This window comes from Pseudomonas bananamidigenes (genome assembly GCF_001679645.1).
Classification (GTDB): Bacteria; Pseudomonadota; Gammaproteobacteria; order Pseudomonadales; family Pseudomonadaceae; genus Aquipseudomonas; species Aquipseudomonas bananamidigenes.
In genome coordinates, this window is sequence record NZ_LRUN01000005.1 from 69,589 (window position 1) to 88,958 (window position 19,370).

Sequence of the window (19,370 nt, forward strand, 5' to 3'; positions counted from 1 at the left end):
TGTATCGCCTTACACTCGCTGCATGATCAAATCCTTTCAGCACAAAGGCCTTCGCGGCTTCTATGAAACCGGTTCGACTCGCGGGATTCGTGCCGATCACGCTAGACGGCTGTCGCGCATGCTGCAGTTCATGGATCGGGCTGCCGTTCCAGGGGATCTGGATCTCCCCGGTTGGCGTCTGCATCCACTGAAAGGTGAGCTTTGCGAGTATTGGTCACTCAGTGTGTCCGGGAACTGGCGGGTTATCTTTCGATTTGCAGGGCCGGATATCGAACTGGTTGATTATCTGGATTACCACTGACAGGAGGCAGGCTCATGCCCATGCACAACCCGCCACACCCCGGTGAAACACTGCTGATGGATGTATTGCCGGAACTCGGCATCAGCGTGACCGAATTGGCTCGACATCTTGGATTCGCTCGCCCTCACCTTTCTCGGGTCCTGCACGGCCATGCACCGATCAGCCCGGATCTGGCCGTAAGACTGGAGCGCGCGGGGATTGGCAAGGCTCGAATGTGGCTGGGCGTTCAAACCGATTACGACCTTTGGCAGGCCGAGCATCGTGAACAGCCCGCCATTTTGCCAATCGCTGCCCATGCATGACTTTAGCGTTGGGCTGAACCGCTCAGCCAGTAGCACTACTTGATATAGAGCTGCGTCGACAATGTATTGCGCGGGGCGTTGATCGACGTGTTGCTGAACGTGAACGTGCCCTCCTGGCGACCTGCCAGATCGAAGGTATACAGAGAGCCGACGGTTTTGCTGCCGGGCGTGCACTCGGTCAGGTTGCCGTTATCGAAGGCGCACACCGGGCTTCGCGTACCGTTCACTTCAAACCCGTCCAGTGCCGCCCGAGGCTGGCTCTGGCCATAGCCGATTTCCAGCACATAGACCTTGATGCCCGGGCCGCCGTGATCGCAACGGGTCTGCACCTGACCATCGGAAATGTCCTCGAGGCCGCAGGACGATGACTGCACCTTGATGACTTTCACTTCGCTCAGCGGCGGTGCCGAGGCGGCAAGTGCAGCGCTTGTTGTGCTCATCAGCAGTGCGATCAGCCCGCAGGCCTTCATCCAACCCTTGTTCATGCCATCCATCCCCGAAAAAACAGCGCGCAGTATGGCGCACTTGGTCGTGGTGCAAAACTTCGCCGACGATCGACGCCAACATCCGCCATATTCCTCACGCTGCTGGTATGATGCGCGGCTTTTTCCGGCCCACCACAATTTCCCAGACGCCTGGTACGGTCTGTGCTTTGCTGTTGAGGTCGATACATTCACGGCGCCACGCGCGCCACGGGGAGCAGACATGCTGGAAAGGCTGTTTCAACTCAAGGCACACAACACCAACGTGCGGACCGAGATTCTGGCGGGCGTCACGACCTTCCTGGCCATGGCCTACATTCTGTTCGTCAACCCGAGCATCCTCGGCGAGACCGGCATGGACAAGGGCGCGGTGTTCGTCGCCACGTGTCTGGCAGCCGCCATCGGCTCCACGGTCATGGGCCTGATCGCCAACTACCCGATCGCCCTCGCACCGGGCATGGGTCTGAACGCCTTCTTCACTTACACCGTCGTGCTGCACATGGGCCACACCTGGCAAGTGGCGCTGGGTGCCGTGTTCATCTCGGCCGTGTGTTTCTTCCTGCTGTCGATCTTCCGCATCCGTGAGTGGATCATCAACAGCATCCCGCTGCCGCTGCGTTCGGCGATTGCCGCCGGTATCGGCCTGTTCCTGGCGCTGATTGCCCTGCACAACGCAGGTATCGTGGTCGGCAACCCGGCCACCATGGTCGGCCTTGGCGATCTGAAGCAACCGGCACCGATTCTCGCCACTCTCGGTTTTGCGCTGATCGTCGCCCTTGAAGCCCTGAAAGTGCGCGGCGCGGTGTTGATCGGCATTCTCGCCGTGACCATCGTTTCGATCGTGATGGGCTTCACCCCGTTCGGCGGCGTGACCTCGATGCCACCTTCGCTGGCCCCGACCTTCCTGCAACTGGACATCAAGGGCGCACTGGACATCGGCCTGGTCAGCGTGATTTTCGCCTTCCTGTTCGTCGACCTGTTCGACAACTCCGGCACCCTGATCGGCGTCGCCAAGCGTGCCGGCCTGATGGGCAAGGACGGCCACATGCCGAAGATGGGCCGTGCGCTGATCGCCGACAGTACCGCTGCGATGGCCGGCTCGCTGCTGGGCACCTCGACCACCACCAGCTACATCGAATCCGCCGCCGGCGTAAGCGCCGGGGGCCGTACCGGCCTGACCGCGATCGTCGTCGCGATCCTGTTTCTGCTGGCGCTGTTCTTCTCGCCGCTGGCCGCCAGCGTACCGGCCTTCGCCACCGCGCCGGCGCTGCTGTTCGTCGCCGTGCTGATGACGTCGGGCCTGGCGGAAATAGACTGGGAAGACATCACCGTTGCCGCGCCGGTCGTGGTCACCGCCCTGGCAATGCCTTTCACCTATTCCATCGCCAACGGCATCGCCTTCGGTTTCATCGCCTGGACTGCAATCAAACTGCTGTCCGGCCGCGCCCGTGAGCTGAACCCGGCGCTGGTGATCCTGTCGATTCTGTTCGTGATCAAGCTGGGTTGGTTCAACGCATGACTTTTGATTCCCAGGCCTACGCCGCACAACTCGAAGACAAGGTCGCGCGCCTGCGTGACCTGCTGGCCCCGTTCGATGCACCGGAACCGGCGGTATTCGACTCGCCGCTGCAGAACTTCCGCCTGCGCGCCGAATTCCGCCTGTGGCGAGAGGCCGGTGAGCGGCATTACGCGATGTTCTCCCAGGACGACAAGCGCACGCCGATCCTGATCGAGGAATTCCCGATCGCCAGCCTGCGCATCAACCAGTTGATGCCGCAATTGAAGGCGGCATGGCAGGCCAGTGCGGCGCTGAGCCACAAGCTGTTCCAGGTGGAGTTTCTGACCACCCTGGCCGGCGACGCGATGATCACCCTGTGCTATCACCGTCCGCTGGACGAGCACTGGCACGCGGCGGCCACTCAACTGGCGGCGGACCTGGGCGTCAGCATCATCGGTCGCTCCAAGGGTAAGCGCGAAGTGCTCGGCCTCGATTATGTGGTCGAGAAACTGGAAGTCGGCGGACGCACCTTCAGCTATCGCCAACCGGAAGGCGCGTTCACTCAGCCCAACGGTACCGTGAACCAGAAGATGCTCAACTGGGCATATGAAGCTCTGGGCGATCGCAGCGACGATCTGCTGGAGTTGTACTGCGGCAACGGCAACTTCACCCTGCCGCTGGCGACGCGTGTGCGCAAAGTGCTGGCCACTGAAATCAGCAAGACTTCGGTCAACGCTGCGTTGAGCAACCTGGCCGAAAACGCTGTGGATAACGTCACCCTGGTGCGCCTGTCCGCCGAAGAACTGACCGAAGCCCTGAACGAAGTGCGGCCGTTCCGTCGCCTGCACGGTATCGATCTGAAAAGCTACGAATTCGGCAGCGTGTTCGTCGACCCGCCACGGGCCGGCATGGACCCGGACACCTGCGAACTGACCCGTCGCTTCGACAACATCCTGTACATCTCCTGCAACCCGGAAACCCTGGCGGCCAACATCGCGCAACTGCACGACACCCACCGCATCACCCGCTGTGCGCTGTTCGACCAGTTCCCGTGGACTCACCACATGGAGTCCGGTGTGCTGCTGACCCGGCGTTGATCTGCAGGTGCCAGAAACAAGAAAGCCGTCCTGACCGACGGCTTTTTTGTACCTGCTCACGGCACGGGATCGATCTTGCGCGGACGCCCGCCCTTCCTGCCGTTGGCCCGTGCCGCTTCAGCCTTCGCGGTGCTGCTCTGACGCCCGTTGCGTGAGGCGATCACCGATGCAGCCATCGACATCAAGGGCTGACTGGCCGAGATCATGCCGGCGATGGAGATCTGCAGATCCTTGCCTTCATGGCATAGGGCGATACCGGCAAAACCGATTTTCAGCTGTGCAAAGTCGTCCGGCTCGAAGTCATCGAACTCGGTGTAAAGACTCACCGGCAGCAATACGCCACTGCCGTCTTCGAAATGGATCGCAATGCATGGCTTCTGAAACGTTACCGCTACGGCTTGCAAGCTGCTGCGACGGCGCAGCCCTCCCCGCTCGACAGCTTCATCAAGGCGCTTTTCCGTGACCGGTCGATCAGCATGCAAGCCGGCCTTTACTGTTTTCATAATTCGATCTCCACACCTTCCCGGGCACCGACCAGGGCCAGCAGGGTTCTGTTTTCTTCAGGTTCGTAATACGCCGATCCAATTCTGAAAGTCGCACCGGTGACTTCGCGCATGATGGCCACTTCGTTCGAGTCCCCGTCCCACCATTGGTGATCGAGACAGGCAGTCTGTAGGCGGGTCCACCAGATTCGACGGGCCCGCCGCAGATGATCCGTTTCACGCAGCGACTGGCGCAGCCCCTCAAGCACTGCAATCGGTGGCCGTCGCGACAGGGGCACCACATCCCATAACTCCACGCCGTTGTGCCAGAAGCTGAATTTGAAGCGGGCACTCCATGCACCTGAATCTACGTGCGCATGGGGCGGACAATGTTCGTCACGCAACATGATCACCACAGACAGCCCTTTGTAACTGCATACCTTCATGCTAACCCATCCGTTAGGTTCAAGAGTTTCAACATTCGCCATTCCCTGGCAAATCCGATTGCTGGCGCCGACGATTGCGGTGGTCGCTACCTTTCGAGCCTAGTGCGGGCACGACTCAAGCCACGGGCAAAATGGTAAGCAGTTCTTTCGCAACGTCCGCGCATTTGCTACACACGAAGACTCATTCCCCGGTGTAATCAATCATGCAGCGACACTTCGACGATCTTCAGCTGGGCAGCATCGAGTTGTTTTGTCTGGCAGCCGAGTGCGGCAGTTTCACCGCTGCGGCGCAGGCGGCTTCGGTGACGCCTGCCGCGGTCAGCCGCTCGGTGTCACGCATGGAGGAACGCCTGGGGGTGCGGTTGTTCGCGCGAACCACCCGCAGCGTGAAATTGACCGACAGTGGCCGGCGCTACTACGAAGAATGCCGTCAGGCATTGGCGCAACTGGTGGAGGCGCAACGGGAGGTCATGGGCCGGCAGCAGGAACCGTCCGGCACCCTGCGCATCAGTATTCCTACAACTTACGCCCATCATCGGATCCTGCCGATGTTGCCGGCCTTTCATGCGCGTTTTCCGCAAGTGAAGGTCGACATGCACATCAGCAACCGCAACATCGACTTCGTCGGTGAGGGTTACGACATGGCGATCCGCGTGCGGGCGATTCCCGATTCGGGTCTGATCGCCCGGCATCTGGAAGACGCAGCGTTGGCGGTGGTTGCCAGTCCCGACTACCTCAAACGTGCCGGCACGCCGCAGACCCTCGAAGACCTCGGGCAGCACGAGTGCATTCAGTATGAATTGCCCAGCAACGGGCGGCGGATCTCCTGGCTGTTCTATGACGAGGACACGCCACGGGAAATTCTCGCCGAGGGAAATTTCTGCTGCTCCGACGACGTGCTCGGTGGCGTGACCCTGGCCAGACACGGCGCCGGTCTGTTCCAGACTTATCGCTTCATCGTCGAAAAAGAACTGGCCGACGGTTCGCTGGTGGAAGTGCTCAAACCCTACAGCGGACGTTCGCGACCGTTCACGTTGCTGTATCCCCAAAACCGCCATATGCCGCTGCGCGTCCGGGCGTTCATCGATTTTCTGGTCGAGCAGTTGCCGCAATAACGTCCGATCACCGCACACAAAACAGGGCTGTCGATGTTGAGCAATTGATTAAAGTAACCAGCTAGTACAATTTAGCTCCACAAGCCGAAACCCTCGGCCCAAGCCAACAACAATAAGTGGAGTTTTCCCCCATGCCCCCTATCGTTCTGGTGCTCAACGGCCCGAACCTGAACCTGCTCGGCACCCGTGAACCGGCGACCTACGGTCACGAAACCCTGGCCGACATTTCTGCCCTGTGCGGGCGCGCCGCCGAAGAGTTCGGCCTGGCCGTGGAGTTTCGTCAGACCAACCATGAAGGCGAACTGCTCGACTGGATTCACGGCGCCCGTCAACGCTGCGCCGGCATCATCATCAACCCGGCGGCCTGGACGCACACCTCGGTAGCGATCCGCGATGCCCTGGTCGCCAGTGAATTACCGGTCATCGAAGTGCATCTTTCCAACGTCCACGCACGCGAGCCGTTCCGTCATCACTCGTTCGTGTCGGCCATCGCCACGGCCGTGATGTGCGGCTTCGGCAGCCACGGCTATCGCCTGGCCCTGGAACATTTCAGCCAGCGGTTGAAGGGGTGAACCGCATGAACCGCAAAAACGTGATACTCGCCGGGCTGATCGGCGCCGGCATTCAGGCCTCCCGCACCCCGGCACTGCATGAACATGAGGGTGACGAACAGGGGCTGCGTTACCTGTACCGTTTGATCGACCTCGATCAACTGCAACTGGACAGCCATGCCCTGCCCGATCTGCTGCTGGCTGCCGAGCGCATGAACTACACCGGGCTGAACATCACCTTTCCGTGCAAGCAGGCAGTTATCCCGCTGCTCGATGCATTGTCTGCGGAAGCACGAGGCATCGGTGCCGTGAACACGGTGGTGCTCAAGGACGGCAAACGCGTCGGCCACAACACCGATTGTCTGGGATTCGCCGAGGGTTTTCGCCGTGGCCTGCCAGACGTCGCCCGCGAGCGTGTGGTCCAGATGGGTGCCGGTGGCGCCGGCGCGGCGGTGGCTCACGCCTTGTTGAGCGAAGGCGTGCAGCAATTGAACATTTTTGATGTGGATGCGGAGCGCGCCGAAAGCCTGGCCAACAACCTCAATCAGCATTTCGGCACTGGTCGCGCCTTGACCGGGCATGATCTGGCAAGCACGCTGAGCCACGCTGACGGGCTGGTGAACACCACACCAATGGGCATGGCCAAGCTTCCGGGCACACCGGTACCGACGGCGTTGCTGCGCAAGGACCTGTGGGTGGCGGAGATCGTGTATTTCCCGCTGGAAACCGAATTGCTGCGCAACGCCCGTGCTCTGGGCTGCCGGACTCTGGATGGCGGCAACATGGCAGTGTTTCAGGCGGTGAAGGCGTTTGAACTGTTCAGTGGCGTGGCGCCGGATGCGCAGCGAATGCTGGCACATTTTCAAAGCATGAAAGGTTGAATCGCACCTGTGCTCCCTGTGGGAGCGAGCTTGCTCGCTCCCACAAAGGACAGCGTCAGGCTTGCAGATAGCGCAGCACCGACTCGCAAATCATCTCGCGATGACGCTGCTTGATGGCTTCGTCCGGCAGGTCGATCTGAAAGATCTCACCGAACGTGTGGCGGTTCGACACACGATAGAAGCAGAACGAACTGATCAGCAGATGCACATCCAGCGCATCGAGCCCGGCGCGGAAGACGCCCTCAGCGGCCCCCCGCGCCAGGATCTCCCCAAGCGAATCAAGAATCGTGTTGTTCATTGCCTTGATCGCATCGGAACGCTTCACGTACTCGGCGTTGTGGATGTTTTCGATGCAGACGATACGCACGAAATCGACATTGCGGTCGTGATGATCGAAGGTGAATTCCACCAGGCGCCGGATCGCCTCTACCGGCGGCAGCTCGGCCAGGTGCAGGCGGTTCTCGGTGCTGCGAATATCGCCGTAGAGCTTCTCCAGCACCTCGACGTACAGCTGCTCCTTGCTGCCGAAGTAGTAATAAATCATGCGCTTGGAGGTGTGGATACGTTCGGCGATCGCATCGACGCGAGCACCGGACAGACCTTGCTGCACGAACTCGACGATCGCTTCCTGAAGGATGTTCTCGCGGGTTTTTTCCGGGTTGTTCTTGCGACTCTTGCGCGGCTCTGCCACTGGTACGACGGGGGCTGCGGAAAGTTCTGAAGTCATTGTCATTGCGGGCTCACGGCCATCACTGCACAGGCAGGCGATTATGGGCCGCGCGGCACAGTGAAGGAAGCCGCGAGGCCCGTGTTTAATCCCGCGTTTACGAATTTCCTACAACTTCGCCTGGCGAACGGCGCCACTGCGTGCTTTGGCCATCGCCGCCAGCCGCACCGCGACGTTGGCCGCGCCATAGCCGGCGTAACCACTCTTGCGCTGGATGATCTCGAAGAAGAAACGCCCTTCGAACGGCTCGGTATAAACGTGAAACAACTCGCCGCCCTGAGCATCGCGGTCATAAAGCACGTTGTAGTACGCCAGTTCACTGAGAAACTCGTCATCGAAATCGAAACGCGCCGCGAGGTCATCGTAATAGTTGAGCGGAATATCCAGCAGCGGCACGCCCGCCTCTTTCGCGTGGCGGACCTGAGCAAAAATGTCATCGCAATCGAAGGCGATGTGATGCACCCCGGAGCCGCGATAACTCGACAAGGCGTGTGAGATTGCGGTGTTGCGGTTCTCGGAAATGTTCAGCGGCAGACGGATCGAGCTGTCACGACTGCGCAGCGCCCGGCTCTTCACCAGACCGTATGGATCGGGCAACACCACTTCGTCGTCGGCCTCGAAATCCAGCAGGCTCTTGTAGAACAACACCCAACTGTCGAGGCTGTCCGCCGGCAGCGCCATGGCCATGTGGTCGATGCGCTTGAGTCCACAGCGGTTCACCACGCCCGGCAGCAGATTGAAGTCGGTGCCATAGACATCCGCGTCCTCATCCACCAGATAAATCAGGCTGCCATCCGGCGCACGCACAGCTGCCAGCTCCAACTCATTGGGACCGACCAGTCCGCGATAGGGCTGACCTTTATAGGCGACGGCGCGGGCCAGGGCACTGGCGCTGTCCTTGACCCGCACGGCGATGGCGCACAGCGACGGGCCGTGGGCTTCGAAGAAACTGTGGCCGAACGAATAAGGCTCCGAGTTGAGAATCAGGTTGATATCACCCTGTCGCAGCAGGCTGACGCTCTTGGAGCGATGCTGCCCAGCCTTGACGAAGCCCAAACGTTCCAGCCAGTTCGACAGCTTGGCGCCGAGGGCTTCATCGACGGCAAACTCAAGAAACTCGATGCCGTTGTATTCGCTGGCCTTCGGCGTCTCGAAGAGGATTTCACGGTTATCCACCGGGCGGATGTCCTGCTCCAGACGTTGCCGGGTTTTCTCTTCCAGATACAGCAGCGAACGCAAACCGTCGGCGGCGTTGGCCCGAGGTGGCACGGCGCGAAAGCCGTCGTTGAAGATCTCCAGCGACAGTGGCCCTGTGTAACCACTTTGAATGATCGGTGCGAGAAACCCCGGCAGATCGAATTCACCCTGGCCGGGGAAGCAACGGAAATGCCGGCTCCACTCCAGCACGTCCATGGCCAGAATCGGCGCGTCAGCCATTTGCACGAAAAAGATCTTGTCACCGGGAATCTCGGCAATCGCCCTCGGATCACCCTTGAGCGACAAGGTGTGGAAGCTGTCGAGCAGCACGCCGAGGCTCGGGTGATCGGCCTGGCGGACAATGTCCCAGACCTGTTGATAAGTATTGACGTGACGGCCCCACGCCAGCGCTTCATAGCCGATGCGCAGGCCTCGGGCACCGGCGCGCTCGGCCAGCAGACGCAGATCGTCGATCAAAATCTGCCGATCACCGATGCTGTCAGGGGAAGCATTGCTGCACACCAGCACCAGGTCGGTGCCCAGTTCCTGCATCAGATCGAACTTGCGCTCGGCCCGCTCCAGATTGCGCTCCAGCCGGTCACGGCGACAGCCTTCGAAATCGCGAAACGGCTGGAACAACGTGATGGCAATTCCGAGGTCGGAACACATCTGCCTGATTTCCCGGGGACTGCCGTCGTAATACAGAAGATCGTTCTCGAAGATCTCCACCCCGTCGAACCCGGCGGCGGCAATGGCTTCGAGTTTTTCCGGCAGGGTTCCGCTAAGGGAAACGGTGGCAATGGATCGCTGCATGTTTCAACTCCCGGTGGAGACGTCGGCTACGGGGATTGCGCCGCTTTTATAAGGTGGGCGAATTATTGGTCCCGGTTTTTCAATGAGCAATTTAAACTGTACTACCCGGTTAGTTTTGCGTGCGATTATCGAACACAATGCCGGTCCGGCGAATTGACGATTTTTTGCCCACTGCCCAACATCCCTTTCACCTTGAGTCCGGATCTGAAGCACCGGTCGCAGCGTGCAAAAAAAAGCACACCAAATAACAAATCCAAAAACGGGTGGAACACATGATTCCTTCACAGACTTCCCGCATGGCCCCGGCCATGAGCACTGCCACCGGTGGCATCGGCGACAAGCTCCGCGGCGCCATGGCCGTCGGCAAGACCCGCTGGGGCATGCTGGCGCTGGTGTTTTTCGCCACCACCCTGAACTACATCGACCGCGCCGCCCTCGGCGTCATGCAGCCGATCCTCGCCAGGGACATGAGCTGGACGGCGATGGATTACGCCAACATCAACTTCTGGTTTCAGGTCGGCTACGCCATAGGCTTCGTGCTGCAAGGACGGCTGATCGACCGGGTCGGCGTCAAACGCGTGTTCTTCTGCGCCGTGCTGCTGTGGAGCCTGGCGACCGGCGCCCATGGTCTGGCGACCTCGGCGGCGGGCTTCATGGTCTGCCGGTTCATCCTCGGCCTGACCGAAGCGGCCAACTACCCGGCATGCGTGAAGACCACGCGCCTGTGGTTCCCGGCCGGCGAACGTGCGGTAGCCACCGGCATCTTCAACGCCGGCACCAACGTCGGCGCGATGTTCACCCCGATGCTGCTCCCGCTGATCCTTCATGCCTGGGGCTGGCAGGCCGCGTTCCTGTGCATGTCGGCACTGGGCGGGATCTGGCTGCTGTTCTGGGGCCTGAAGTATTTCAACCCGGAAGATCACCCGCGCGTGAAACAGTCGGAGCTGGACTACATCCAGAAAGAAGTCGAACCGGAACAGGCCGGCGTGCCGTTCTCGCGCATCCTGCGCATGCGCGGCACCTGGGCCTTCGCCCTCGCCTACGCGCTGACCGCGCCGGTGTTCTGGTTCTACCTGTACTGGCTGCCGCCGTTTCTCAATCAGCAATACAACCTGGGCATCAATGTCACCCAGATGGGCATTCCGCTGATCATCATTTACGTGACTGCCGACTTCGGCAGCGTGGGCGGCGGGATTCTGTCTTCGTTCCTGATCGGTCGCGGCATGAACTCGATCAAGGCGCGTCTGCTGTCGATGTGCCTGTTCGCCTGCTGCATCGTCGGTGTGGTCATGGCTGCCGGTTCCGCCAATCTGTGGATCGCCGTAGCGGCCATCTCCCTGGCCATCGGCGCGCATCAGGCCTGGACAGCGAACATCTGGAGTCTGGTGATGGACTACACGCCCAAACACATGATGAGCACGGTGTTCGGTTTCGGCGGCATGTGCGCGGCAATCGGCGGGATGTTCATGACCCAGATCGTCGGCCACATCCTCACCGTCACAAACAACAACTACACCGTGTTGTTCACCCTGATCCCGGCGATGTACTTCATCGCGCTGACCTGGATGTACTTCATGGCACCGCGCAAGATTCCTGCCGTCACCGAATAATCTGCCCTTCCTTGTGGGAGCGAGCTTGCTCGCGAATGCGGACTGACATTCAGCACTGACGTTGAATGACACACCGCCTTCGTGAGCAAGCTCACTCCCACAGCGCTTTTCAGCGCCGGCTCTGCTGCCACGCTGCCGCCAGCCCGCTGCAACAGATCACCGCAATCCCGATCACCGTCATCAGGGTCGGCGTGTGCGCGAACAACAGCCAGCCCAACAGCCCCGCAAACACGATCTGGCAATAGCCGAAGGGCGCCAGCAGCGCCGGTGCGGCATGGCGGAACGCCTGGGTCAGAAACAGGTGCGCCGTCATCCCGCAGGTGCCCAGCGCCAGCATCAACAAACCATGGCCAAGGCTCGGCACCTGCCAGAAGAACGGCACCAGGGCAGTCATCACCAGCGTGTTGCACAACCCGGCGAAAAAGTTGCTGGTGGTGGGGCTGTCGAACTCGCTGAGCTTGCGTGTCAGCAACTGATAGAAGCAGAAAAACAGCGCCGAGCAGAACGGCAGCAGCACCGCCGGGGTGAACAGTTCACCGCCGGGATGGACGATGATCAGTACGCCGATGAACCCGCAAATCACGGCAATCCATTGGCCCCGGGTCACCCGCTCCTTGAGCAGCGGCACCGACAATGCCGTGACCAGCACCGGTGCGAGAAAGTTGACCGCCGTGGCCTCGGCCAGCGGGATGTACAGCAACGCCGTGGTGAAAAACAGGCTGGTCCCCAGCAGGCACAACGCCCGCGCCAACTGCCAAAACGGGCGTCGGGTGCGCAGCACACGCAGCCCGGATTGCGGCAGGAAAATCCCCGCCATCAACAGCGTGTGCACCAGATACCGCGCCCACACCACCATGACAATCGGATAAAAACCGGAGAGGTATTTCGACAGCGCGTCGTGGCTGGAGAACAGAAAGGTTGCCACGACAATCAGCAGGATCCCCTTGAAGGGCTGGTTGACGCCGGAAAGCGGGGTGCTGACGGTCATGAGACCTCCATGTAGAGACTGCGCAACAATCTAGAGCCAGCGCTGTGGCGCTTACAGATAACATTCGAAATACCGGGCGAACAACGCACAACTTCGCTCAGGCAGAACTTTTGCTGACGCACGGTTATAGTCCGCATCAGTCCCATGCCCCTGGACCGGACCATCGAACTGCCGACACCGTTCCAGTGTCTGACGACCGGACTGGCGCCACACTGACTGACCAGCAACACTCATCACCACATACACGAACGAGGATTCCCGCATGCTATGGAGAAAAGGCCGACGCAGTGACAACGTCGTCGACGCCCGTGGCGATGACATGGACGGTGGCGGTGGCATGCGCTTCGGTGGCGGCAAGGGCCTGAGCCTAGGGGCGATTCTGCTGATCGTCGGCATCGGCTGGATCACCGGACAGGATCCGCTGCAGATCCTCGGTCAACTCACCGGACAGATGACCGAACAATCAGCCCCCTCTTCGCAAACCCGCAAGGCTCCACCGGCCAACGATGAGCAGGCTGAATTCGTGCGCTCGATCCTGGGTGACACCGAAGACACCTGGGGTGCGATTTTCCAACAGGCCGGTCGCCAATATAAAGAGCCGACCCTGGTGCTGTTCAGCAATCGGGTCAACTCGGCCTGCGGCATGGCCACTTCGGCCACCGGCCCGTTCTATTGCCCGGCGGACCAGAAGGTCTATCTGGACATGGCGTTCTTCCAGGAAATGGCCCAGCGCTTCAAGGCGGCCGGCGACTTCGCCCAGGCCTACGTGATCGCTCACGAAGTCGGACATCATGTGCAGACGCTGCTGGGCGTCTCGGCGAAAATTCAGGCCGCCCGCCAGCAGGGTCGGCAGATGCAAGGCGATGGCGGACTGCTGGTGCGCCAGGAACTGCAGGCCGATTGCCTGGCCGGCGTCTGGGCCTACCATGCGCAGAAGCGCCTGAACTGGCTGGAGCCGGGCGACGTCGAAGAAGCCTTGAACGCAGCGAATGCCATCGGTGATGATCGCCTGCAACAACAGGGTCAGGGCCGTGTGGTGCCGGACTCGTTCACTCACGGTACGTCGGCGCAAAGGGTGCGCTGGTTCAAAACCGGATTCGCCCAGGGCCAGGTCGGCCAGTGCGATACCTTTGCGGCGAAAAACCTGTAAATGCATAGATGGCTGTTGGCTTTACTGTTGATCGGTGGCACCGCGCAAGCGGCCGGCGTTGACGCAATCAGTCCCGGGCGTCTGCAATTGCAGGCCGGTGAAATGGCGGTGGGCATCGGCCCGGCACCGGCAAAAATCGAGCGGGTGCTGATCGTCATTCATGGCAAGTTGCGCAACGCCGAAACCTATCGCAAGAGTGGCGAGAGCGCCGTCGAACTGTCCGGGCAAACCGCCAACACCCTGGTGATCGCCCCGCAGTTTCTCAATGAAAGCGATGTCGCGCTCTACTCACTGCCAGCCAACGTGCTGCGCTGGAAAGGCAATGAATGGATGGGCGGCGGGTTATCCACAGGGCCGAACCCGCTGAGTTCCTACGCTGTGCTGGATGAAATCGTCGGGCGACTCACCGATCGCAAGCAGTTTCCGGACGTGAAGCAGATCGTGATCTTCGGCCATTCCGGCGGTGGTCAGGTGGTGCAGCGTTATGCCCTGCTCGCCCGCGAACAACCGGCACTCAAGACCGAAGGCATTCGCCTGCGTTATGTGGTGGCCAATCCGTCGTCCTACGCCTACTTCAACGAGCAACGGCCAGTGGCGTTCGATCATGCGCAGTGTCCGGGTTTCAATCGCTGGAAGTACGGGCTGGTGGATCCGCCCATTTACTCGGGGGGACAAACGCCCGCGCAACTTGAAGGCCGCTACATCAAACGCGAAGTGGTTTATCTGCTGGGCCAGCAGGACACCGACCCGCAACACCCGGCGCTGGACAAGAGCTGCGCCGCCGAAGCGCAGGGCGCCTATCGCCTGATGCGCGGAAAGATGTTTTTCAGTTACCTGCTGCGCCGACACCCGGAAGGGGTGAATCAGCGCCTGGTGGAAGTGCCCGGCGTCGGGCATAACGGCGACGGCATGCTGACCTCACCGGAAGGCCAGAAAGCCATCTTCGACCAATAAAAAACGGGGGCCAAAACCCCCGTTTTTTCAAGCGAACAACATCCGCCGCAACTCGACACAATCCTTCGCATGCCAGTCGCTCAGCTCCGGCCAGGGATTGTCCGGCAGGTTCACCAGCACCGTGTGAGTGCCCGCTGCCCGACCGCAATCGAGATCGAAGCGGTAGTCGCCAACCATCACCATCTCGCTCGCCGGCACTTGCCAGGCGGCGGCCAGTTTCAGCAGGCCACCGGGATGCGGTTTCGGCGGTGCTTCATCGCGGCCCAGCACATCCTCCACCGCGAAACAGTCAGCCAGCCCGATGGCCTCCAGCGTCACATGGGCCAGCTCTCGCGCATTGCGGGTCAGAATGCCAAGACGATACCCCCGTGCGTGCAGGTCGCGCACCAGCTCCACCGCACCGACAGCCGGGATCGAGCCCAGCGCCAGATCCCGCTCATGTTCCAGCAACCACGCATGTTTTGCCGCCGCTTCATGGGCAGGTAACGCGGCGAGGTGAGTAAGGATGTCGTCCTCGGGCGGGATCGACAGCGCCACACGGATCGCCGCGAAATCATGCACGGCAACGGTCAGGGTGCCGTCCATGTCGAACACCCAGTGCCGCACATTCGCAAGGCTCATGCCCAATCCTTGCGATGACGGATCAGACCTTCCTGAGTCACCGATGCCACCAGTTGCCCGGCACGGTTGAACACGCTGCCACGGGAGAACCCGCGGGAGTTGCCGGCCCATGGGCTGTCCATGGCGTAGAGCAACCAGTCATCGGCGCGCAGATCGTTGTGGAACCACAAGGCGTGGTCGAGGCTGGCGACCTGCATGTCCTTCTGCCAGACCGATTTGCCGTGAGGCAGCATCGACGTGGTCAGCAGACCGAAGTCCGAAGCGTAGGCCAGCAGGTATTTGTGCAGTGCCGGAATGTCGGCCAACGCGCCGTCGGCGCGAAACCACACGTACTTGATCGGGTCCGCCGGCTGCGGGTTGTACGGATCCTTTTCGGTAACCGGGCGCACTTCGATCGGTTTCGGGCACAGCAGTTTTTCGCGCATGTGTTCCGGGATCAGGTGCGCGCGTTGCTGGGTCAGTTCCAGCTCCGACGGCAGGTTCTCCGGACCGACCACTTGCGGCATCCGGCTCTGGTGTTCGAAGCCTTCTTCGTCGTACTGGAACGAAGCGCTGCAGGTGAAAATCGGGTGGCCCTTCTGGATCGCGGTCACGCGACGGGTACTGAAGCTGCCGCCGTCACGCACGCGATCAACCGAGTAGACCACCGGCAACTTGGCATCGCCCGGACGCAGGAAGTAACCGTGCATCGAATGCACATGACGTGCTTCCTCAACCGTCTGACTGGCCGCCGACAGCGACTGACCGAGCACCTGGCCGCCGAACAACTGGCGAAAGCCCAGATCCTGACTGCGACCACGGAACAGGTTTTCCTCGATCGGTTCGAGGGTCAGCAGATCCACCAGATCTTCCAACACTTGGCTCATTCAGACTCTCCTCACACAACGCTATGCCGCGCAGCCGGGCTGCGGCGGCCAATTCAGGTTCCGGCGCGAGCCTTGGTCGCGCCCTTGTAAACGTCCGTGTCGGCTTAGCCATGCAGGGTCTGCAGCCATTGCTCCCTGGTAATGCGGTACAACAGATGTCGACGCAACGGGTGGTCGACCGCCAGTTTCGGGTGATCAAAATCATCGGCCGGATCGTGATGCATGCCGATGGCCTGCATGACTTTTTCCGACGGCAGATTGCTTTGCGCGGTGAAGGACACGATCTCCTCCAGAGCCAGCCGGTCAAAACCGCAGCGCAGCGCCGTCCACGCTGCTTCGCTGGCATATCCCAGCCCCCAGTGCTCCTTCGCCAGACGCCAGCCGATCTCCACCGCCGGAGTGAACGGCGCATCGAAACCGACTACGCCGAGCCCGGTAAAACCGATGAATTGGCCAGTGTCCTTGCGCTCCAGCGCCCACAATCCGAAACCGTGCTCGGCGAAATGGCCACGGACACGGCCGATCAGTGCTGCGCTTTCCAGCCTGCTCAAAGGCGCCGGAAAGTAGCGCATCACCTGTGGATCGGCGCACATCGCCGCAAATGCCGGCAGATCCGTGTCTTGCCACTGGCGCATCAGCAACCTTGCGCTTTCCAGCTCCAGTATCGGTTCCATCCCGCCCCTCCGCTTGATGCCGTCAGTCTACATCGCTGTTAGGCTTTGCACTCTTTCCGCAGCCTTTTATGAATTGCCCACCATGCCGTTGCCGCTGATCTACCACGAAGACTACAGCCCGGAATTTCCGGCAGATCACCGCTTTCCCATGGACAAGTTCCGCTTGCTGCGCGATCACCTGGTGGACAGCGGCCTGACCCGCGACGAAGACCTGCTGCGCCCTGAACTGTGCCCTGCCGACATTCTTGCCCTGGCCCATGACCGCAGCTACATCGAGCGTTACATGAGCGGCGAACTGTCTCGCGAAGACCAGCGCCGGTTGGGACTGCCATGGAACGAAGCCCTGGCCCGACGTACGGTGCGGGCCGTGGGCGGCTCGATTCTGGCAGCGGAAAAAGCGCTGGAACATGGCCTGGCCTGTCACCTGGCCGGCGGCACCCACCACGCCCACTACGACTATCCCGCCGGGTTCTGCATCTTCAATGATCTGGCGATCATCAGCCACTACCTGCTGCAGAGCGGCCGGGTGAACCGGGTGCTGATCTTCGATTGCGACGTGCATCAGGGCGACGGCACTGCTCGGATTCTGCACGACACCCAGGAAGCCATCACTGTTTCCCTGCATTGCGAAAAGAACTTTCCTGCACGCAAGGCCCAGAGCGACTGGGACATTCCGCTGCCCAACGGCATGGGCGATGCCGACTACCTGAAAGTCGTCGACGATGCACTCAACTATCTGCTGCCGCTGTACCAGCCGGATCTGGTGCTGTACGACGCCGGTGTCGACGTGCACAAGGACGATGCGCTCGGTTATCTGCAACTGACCGACGAAGGCGTTGCCGCCCGTGACGAAAGCGTGATGCGCCATTGCCTGGGCCGTGACATCCCGGTGGTCGGTGTCATCGGCGGCGGTTACAGCAAGGACCGCCGGGCCCTCGCACGGCGCCACGGCATCCTGCATCACAGCGCGCAGCGCGTCTGGCAGTCATCCGGTTGTCATTGAGTTGTGCTGCGTTACCCACAATGACTGTGGAACGGCCTGTGGATAACCTGAGCGAAAGGGACTACAGCCCACGCTGAACATGGCCCGCAGCGCACTGGTTGTTTTTTGATCAGGCCTGACGATGGCCGCTGCTGTTAGAATGCGCGGCTTATTCCGCCACGCTGTTGCTGCTGCCATGACCCAGACTTCCGCCGCCCTTCCCGCTCACGTCGCCATCATCGGCGGTGGCCCCGCCGGCCTGATGGCCGCCGAAGTGCTGAGCCAGGCGGGAGTGCGCGTCGACCTGTACGACGGCATGCCTTCGGTGGGCCGCAAGTTCCTGCTGGCCGGGGTCGGCGGCATGAATATCACCCATTCCGAGGCCTGGCCGGCCTTCCTCTCGCGCTACGCCGAACGCGCCCCGAACATCGCCCCGCTGCTGCGTGCGTTCGATGCCGACGCCCTGTGCCGCTGGATTCACGACCTCGGCATCGAAACTTTCATCGGCAGCTCCGGCCGGGTGTTCCCCACCGACATGAAAGCCGCGCCGTTGCTGCGCGCCTGGCTCAAGCGCCTGCGCGACAGCGGCGTGGTTATCCACACCCGCCACCGCTGGCTCGGCTGGGATGAAAACGGCGCGCTGCGCATCGACAGCCCGGACGGCGAGAAAACCCTCAGTCCCGACGCCACCCTGCTCGCCCTCGGCGGCGGCAGTTGGTCGCGACTGGGCTCCGACGGTGCGTGGATGCTGGCGCTGGAGCAGCGCGGCGTAGGACTGGCGCCTTTGCAACCGAGCAATTGCGGCTTCGAGGTGCAGGCCTGGAGCGAACTGATGGTCAGCAAATTCGCCGGCGCGCCGCTGAAAAACATCGGCATCGGTTTGAACGACGACGTTCCGCGTCTGGGCGAGTGCGTGATCACGGCGACCGGCATCGAGGGCAGCCTGATTTACGCCCTGTCGGCGCCGATTCGTGAAGCAATCAATCAATATGGCGCGGCTGTCATTCACATCGACCTGCTGCCCGGCCGACCTGTGGATAAATTGCAGGCGGCCTTGAGCAAACCCCGGGGTTCGCGCTCGATGGCCAAGCATCTGCACAGTCAGGTCGGGATTGACGGGGTGAAAGCGGCGTTGCTGCGTGAACTCACTGACGCCGCGACGTTTGCCGATCCGGCGTTGCTGGCCCGGGCGATCAAGGCTCTGCCACTGACGCTGGTGAAAACCCGTCCGCTGGATGAAGCGATCAGCAGTGCCGGCGGCGTGACGTTCGAGTCGATGGATGAGCGCTTGATGCTCAAGGAATTACCGGGAGTGTTCTGTGCGGGGGAAATGCTGGACTGGGAAGCGCCGACTGGCGGGTATCTGCTGACGGCTTGTTTTGCCAGTGGCCTGGCGGCGGGGTCGGGGATGCTGGACTGGTTACGACGTAAAAGCTGAGTCGCCCTCACCCCTCACCCCAGCCCTCTCCCCCAGGAGAGGGAGCCGACCGAGTTGTCTTTCGTCATACATCGACCTGAACGACCGAGTCGATTATGGATTCATCGATCAAGTGTTTTTCAAATCCTGAGTTCGACTCGATATTTCAGGTCGGCGTAATTCGCCAAAACAACTCGATCAGTCCCCTCTCCCCCC

Annotated in this window: 21 protein-coding genes; 12 read left to right on the forward strand and 9 right to left on the reverse strand. The window is 61.1% G+C overall.

Annotation, left to right across the window (positions count from 1 at the left end):
• Positions 1 to 22: 22 nt before the first annotated feature.
• Together BBF94_RS02835 and BBF94_RS02840 are read left to right on the forward strand one after the other, a co-directional pair.
• On the forward strand, positions 23 to 301 hold the full coding sequence (locus BBF94_RS02835; RefSeq protein WP_065257540.1) for a type II toxin-antitoxin system RelE/ParE family toxin: 279 nt from the start codon (positions 23 to 25) through the stop codon (positions 299 to 301).
• Positions 302 to 315: 14 nt separating this feature from the next.
• On the forward strand, positions 316 to 603 hold the full coding sequence (locus BBF94_RS02840; protein WP_065257541.1) for a HigA family addiction module antitoxin: 288 nt from the start codon (positions 316 to 318) through the stop codon (positions 601 to 603).
• A 35-nt stretch (positions 604 to 638) separates the two neighbouring features.
• Here the strand turns inward: BBF94_RS02840 and BBF94_RS02845 are convergent, their stop codons facing one another.
• Positions 639 to 1,088 carry a DUF4879 domain-containing protein gene (locus BBF94_RS02845; protein WP_065257542.1) on the reverse strand — a complete coding sequence of 150 codons (450 nt, stop codon included), beginning with the start codon at positions 1,086 to 1,088 and terminating at the stop codon, positions 639 to 641.
• Between the two features lie 220 nt (positions 1,089 to 1,308).
• Between BBF94_RS02845 and BBF94_RS02850 the strand changes: the two genes are divergently transcribed.
• Together BBF94_RS02850 and trmA are read left to right on the forward strand one after the other, a co-directional pair.
• A complete protein-coding gene (locus tag BBF94_RS02850) occupies positions 1,309 to 2,604 on the forward strand; it encodes an NCS2 family permease (protein ID WP_065257543.1) in 1,296 nt (431 codons plus the stop codon).
• A complete protein-coding gene (gene trmA / locus BBF94_RS02855; protein WP_065257544.1) occupies positions 2,601 to 3,680 on the forward strand; it encodes a tRNA (uridine(54)-C5)-methyltransferase TrmA in 1,080 nt (359 codons plus the stop codon). Before BBF94_RS02850 ends, trmA begins: the two co-directional genes overlap by 4 nt.
• A 56-nt stretch (positions 3,681 to 3,736) precedes the next feature.
• Here trmA and BBF94_RS02860 read toward each other — a convergent pair whose 3' ends face one another.
• The gene (locus BBF94_RS02860) at positions 3,737 to 4,183 is read right to left on the reverse strand and encodes a DUF2442 domain-containing protein (RefSeq protein WP_065257545.1); all 447 of its coding nucleotides are present in this window, start codon (positions 4,181 to 4,183) and stop codon (positions 3,737 to 3,739) included.
• Positions 4,180 to 4,608: a DUF4160 domain-containing protein gene (locus tag BBF94_RS02865; RefSeq protein WP_065257546.1), complete on the reverse strand. Its 429-nt coding sequence runs from the start codon at positions 4,606 to 4,608 to the stop codon at positions 4,180 to 4,182. The genes BBF94_RS02860 and BBF94_RS02865 overlap by 4 nt, the downstream gene beginning before the upstream one ends.
• 203 nt (positions 4,609 to 4,811) lie before the next feature.
• On the opposite strand from BBF94_RS02865, the gene BBF94_RS02870 reads away from it, so the two are divergent.
• From BBF94_RS02870 to BBF94_RS02880, 3 genes are all read left to right on the forward strand, one after another.
• Positions 4,812 to 5,723: a LysR family transcriptional regulator gene (locus tag BBF94_RS02870; RefSeq protein ID WP_065257547.1), complete on the forward strand. Its 912-nt coding sequence runs from the start codon at positions 4,812 to 4,814 to the stop codon at positions 5,721 to 5,723.
• Positions 5,724 to 5,854: 131 nt separating this feature from the next.
• Positions 5,855 to 6,295 (forward strand): type II 3-dehydroquinate dehydratase, encoded by a 441-nt coding sequence (gene aroQ, locus BBF94_RS02875; RefSeq protein ID WP_065257548.1) that lies wholly within the window; start codon positions 5,855 to 5,857, stop codon positions 6,293 to 6,295.
• Positions 6,296 to 6,300: 5 nt separating this feature from the next.
• Entirely contained in the window at positions 6,301 to 7,155 is an 855-nt protein-coding gene (locus BBF94_RS02880; protein WP_065257549.1) for a shikimate dehydrogenase, read from the forward strand.
• A gap of 55 nt (positions 7,156 to 7,210) precedes the next feature.
• Here the strand turns inward: BBF94_RS02880 and BBF94_RS02885 are convergent, their stop codons facing one another.
• Positions 7,211 to 7,888: a TetR family transcriptional regulator gene (locus BBF94_RS02885; RefSeq protein ID WP_065257550.1), complete on the reverse strand. Its 678-nt coding sequence runs from the start codon at positions 7,886 to 7,888 to the stop codon at positions 7,211 to 7,213.
• Positions 7,889 to 7,990: 102 nt separating this feature from the next.
• The gene (gene quiC / locus BBF94_RS02890; protein WP_065257551.1) at positions 7,991 to 9,892 is read right to left on the reverse strand and encodes a 3-dehydroshikimate dehydratase QuiC; all 1,902 of its coding nucleotides are present in this window, start codon (positions 9,890 to 9,892) and stop codon (positions 7,991 to 7,993) included.
• 272 nt (positions 9,893 to 10,164) lie between these two features.
• Here quiC and BBF94_RS02895 point away from each other — a divergent pair, with 272 nt between their 5' ends.
• Complete coding sequence (locus tag BBF94_RS02895) at positions 10,165 to 11,502, forward strand: MFS transporter (protein ID WP_065257552.1); 1,338 nt, start codon at positions 10,165 to 10,167, stop codon at positions 11,500 to 11,502.
• 109 nt (positions 11,503 to 11,611) lie between these two features.
• Here BBF94_RS02895 and BBF94_RS02900 read toward each other — a convergent pair whose 3' ends face one another.
• The gene (locus BBF94_RS02900) at positions 11,612 to 12,490 is read right to left on the reverse strand and encodes a DMT family transporter (RefSeq protein ID WP_065257553.1); all 879 of its coding nucleotides are present in this window, start codon (positions 12,488 to 12,490) and stop codon (positions 11,612 to 11,614) included.
• A gap of 262 nt (positions 12,491 to 12,752) precedes the next feature.
• On the opposite strand from BBF94_RS02900, the gene ypfJ reads away from it, so the two are divergent.
• Together ypfJ and BBF94_RS02910 are read left to right on the forward strand one after the other, a co-directional pair.
• A complete protein-coding gene (gene ypfJ, locus BBF94_RS02905) occupies positions 12,753 to 13,640 on the forward strand; it encodes a KPN_02809 family neutral zinc metallopeptidase (protein WP_065257554.1) in 888 nt (295 codons plus the stop codon).
• A complete protein-coding gene (locus tag BBF94_RS02910; protein WP_065257555.1) occupies positions 13,641 to 14,594 on the forward strand; it encodes an alpha/beta fold hydrolase in 954 nt (317 codons plus the stop codon).
• Positions 14,595 to 14,621: 27 nt separating this feature from the next.
• Here BBF94_RS02910 and BBF94_RS02915 read toward each other — a convergent pair whose 3' ends face one another.
• The 3 genes from BBF94_RS02915 to BBF94_RS02925 all read right to left on the reverse strand — a co-directional run bounded on the left by BBF94_RS02915 (position 14,622) and on the right by BBF94_RS02925 (position 16,755).
• Positions 14,622 to 15,215: an HAD family hydrolase gene (locus BBF94_RS02915; RefSeq protein WP_065257556.1), complete on the reverse strand. Its 594-nt coding sequence runs from the start codon at positions 15,213 to 15,215 to the stop codon at positions 14,622 to 14,624.
• On the reverse strand, positions 15,212 to 16,081 hold the full coding sequence (gene tesB, locus BBF94_RS02920) for an acyl-CoA thioesterase II (protein WP_065257557.1): 870 nt from the start codon (positions 16,079 to 16,081) through the stop codon (positions 15,212 to 15,214). Before tesB ends, BBF94_RS02915 begins: the two co-directional genes overlap by 4 nt.
• Before the next feature lie 104 nt (positions 16,082 to 16,185).
• Complete coding sequence (locus BBF94_RS02925) at positions 16,186 to 16,755, reverse strand: GNAT family N-acetyltransferase (protein WP_065257558.1); 570 nt, start codon at positions 16,753 to 16,755, stop codon at positions 16,186 to 16,188.
• A gap of 82 nt (positions 16,756 to 16,837) precedes the next feature.
• On the opposite strand from BBF94_RS02925, the gene BBF94_RS02930 reads away from it, so the two are divergent.
• Both BBF94_RS02930 and BBF94_RS02935 read left to right on the forward strand, forming a co-directional pair.
• Positions 16,838 to 17,758, forward strand: a complete 921-nt coding sequence (locus BBF94_RS02930; protein ID WP_065257559.1) for a histone deacetylase family protein — start codon at positions 16,838 to 16,840, stop codon at positions 17,756 to 17,758.
• A gap of 175 nt (positions 17,759 to 17,933) precedes the next feature.
• Positions 17,934 to 19,175 (forward strand): TIGR03862 family flavoprotein, encoded by a 1,242-nt coding sequence (locus BBF94_RS02935; protein ID WP_065257560.1) that lies wholly within the window; start codon positions 17,934 to 17,936, stop codon positions 19,173 to 19,175.
• Positions 19,176 to 19,370 lie beyond the last annotated feature (195 nt).

Bases quoted from the DNA above. Each gene is read 5' to 3' on its own strand.
- BBF94_RS02910 (WP_065257555.1), top strand. From the start codon at position 13,641: ATGCATAGATGGCTGTTGGCTTTACTGTTGATCGGTGGCACCGCGCAA.
- BBF94_RS02835 (WP_065257540.1), top strand. From the start codon at position 23: ATGATCAAATCCTTTCAGCACAAAGGCCTTCGCGGCTTCTATGAAACC.
- BBF94_RS02850 (WP_065257543.1), top strand. From the start codon at position 1,309: ATGCTGGAAAGGCTGTTTCAACTCAAGGCACACAACACCAACGTGCGG.
- BBF94_RS02895 (WP_065257552.1), top strand. From the start codon at position 10,165: ATGATTCCTTCACAGACTTCCCGCATGGCCCCGGCCATGAGCACTGCC.
- BBF94_RS02845 (WP_065257542.1), bottom strand. From the start codon at position 1,088: ATGAACAAGGGTTGGATGAAGGCCTGCGGGCTGATCGCACTGCTGATG.
- ypfJ (WP_065257554.1), top strand. From the start codon at position 12,753: ATGCTATGGAGAAAAGGCCGACGCAGTGACAACGTCGTCGACGCCCGT.
- BBF94_RS02885 (WP_065257550.1), bottom strand. From the start codon at position 7,888: ATGACAATGACTTCAGAACTTTCCGCAGCCCCCGTCGTACCAGTGGCA.
- trmA (WP_065257544.1), top strand. From the start codon at position 2,601: ATGACTTTTGATTCCCAGGCCTACGCCGCACAACTCGAAGACAAGGTC.
- BBF94_RS02900 (WP_065257553.1), bottom strand. From the start codon at position 12,490: ATGACCGTCAGCACCCCGCTTTCCGGCGTCAACCAGCCCTTCAAGGGG.
- aroQ (WP_065257548.1), top strand. From the start codon at position 5,855: ATGCCCCCTATCGTTCTGGTGCTCAACGGCCCGAACCTGAACCTGCTC.
- BBF94_RS02925 (WP_065257558.1), bottom strand. From the start codon at position 16,755: ATGGAACCGATACTGGAGCTGGAAAGCGCAAGGTTGCTGATGCGCCAG.
- BBF94_RS02870 (WP_065257547.1), top strand. From the start codon at position 4,812: ATGCAGCGACACTTCGACGATCTTCAGCTGGGCAGCATCGAGTTGTTT.
- BBF94_RS02915 (WP_065257556.1), bottom strand. From the start codon at position 15,215: ATGAGCCTTGCGAATGTGCGGCACTGGGTGTTCGACATGGACGGCACC.
- quiC (WP_065257551.1), bottom strand. From the start codon at position 9,892: ATGCAGCGATCCATTGCCACCGTTTCCCTTAGCGGAACCCTGCCGGAA.
- BBF94_RS02865 (WP_065257546.1), bottom strand. From the start codon at position 4,608: ATGAAGGTATGCAGTTACAAAGGGCTGTCTGTGGTGATCATGTTGCGT.
- BBF94_RS02935 (WP_065257560.1), top strand. From the start codon at position 17,934: ATGACCCAGACTTCCGCCGCCCTTCCCGCTCACGTCGCCATCATCGGC.
- tesB (WP_065257557.1), bottom strand. From the start codon at position 16,081: ATGAGCCAAGTGTTGGAAGATCTGGTGGATCTGCTGACCCTCGAACCG.
- BBF94_RS02860 (WP_065257545.1), bottom strand. From the start codon at position 4,183: ATGAAAACAGTAAAGGCCGGCTTGCATGCTGATCGACCGGTCACGGAA.
- BBF94_RS02840 (WP_065257541.1), top strand. From the start codon at position 316: ATGCCCATGCACAACCCGCCACACCCCGGTGAAACACTGCTGATGGAT.
- BBF94_RS02880 (WP_065257549.1), top strand. From the start codon at position 6,301: ATGAACCGCAAAAACGTGATACTCGCCGGGCTGATCGGCGCCGGCATT.
- BBF94_RS02930 (WP_065257559.1), top strand. From the start codon at position 16,838: ATGCCGTTGCCGCTGATCTACCACGAAGACTACAGCCCGGAATTTCCG.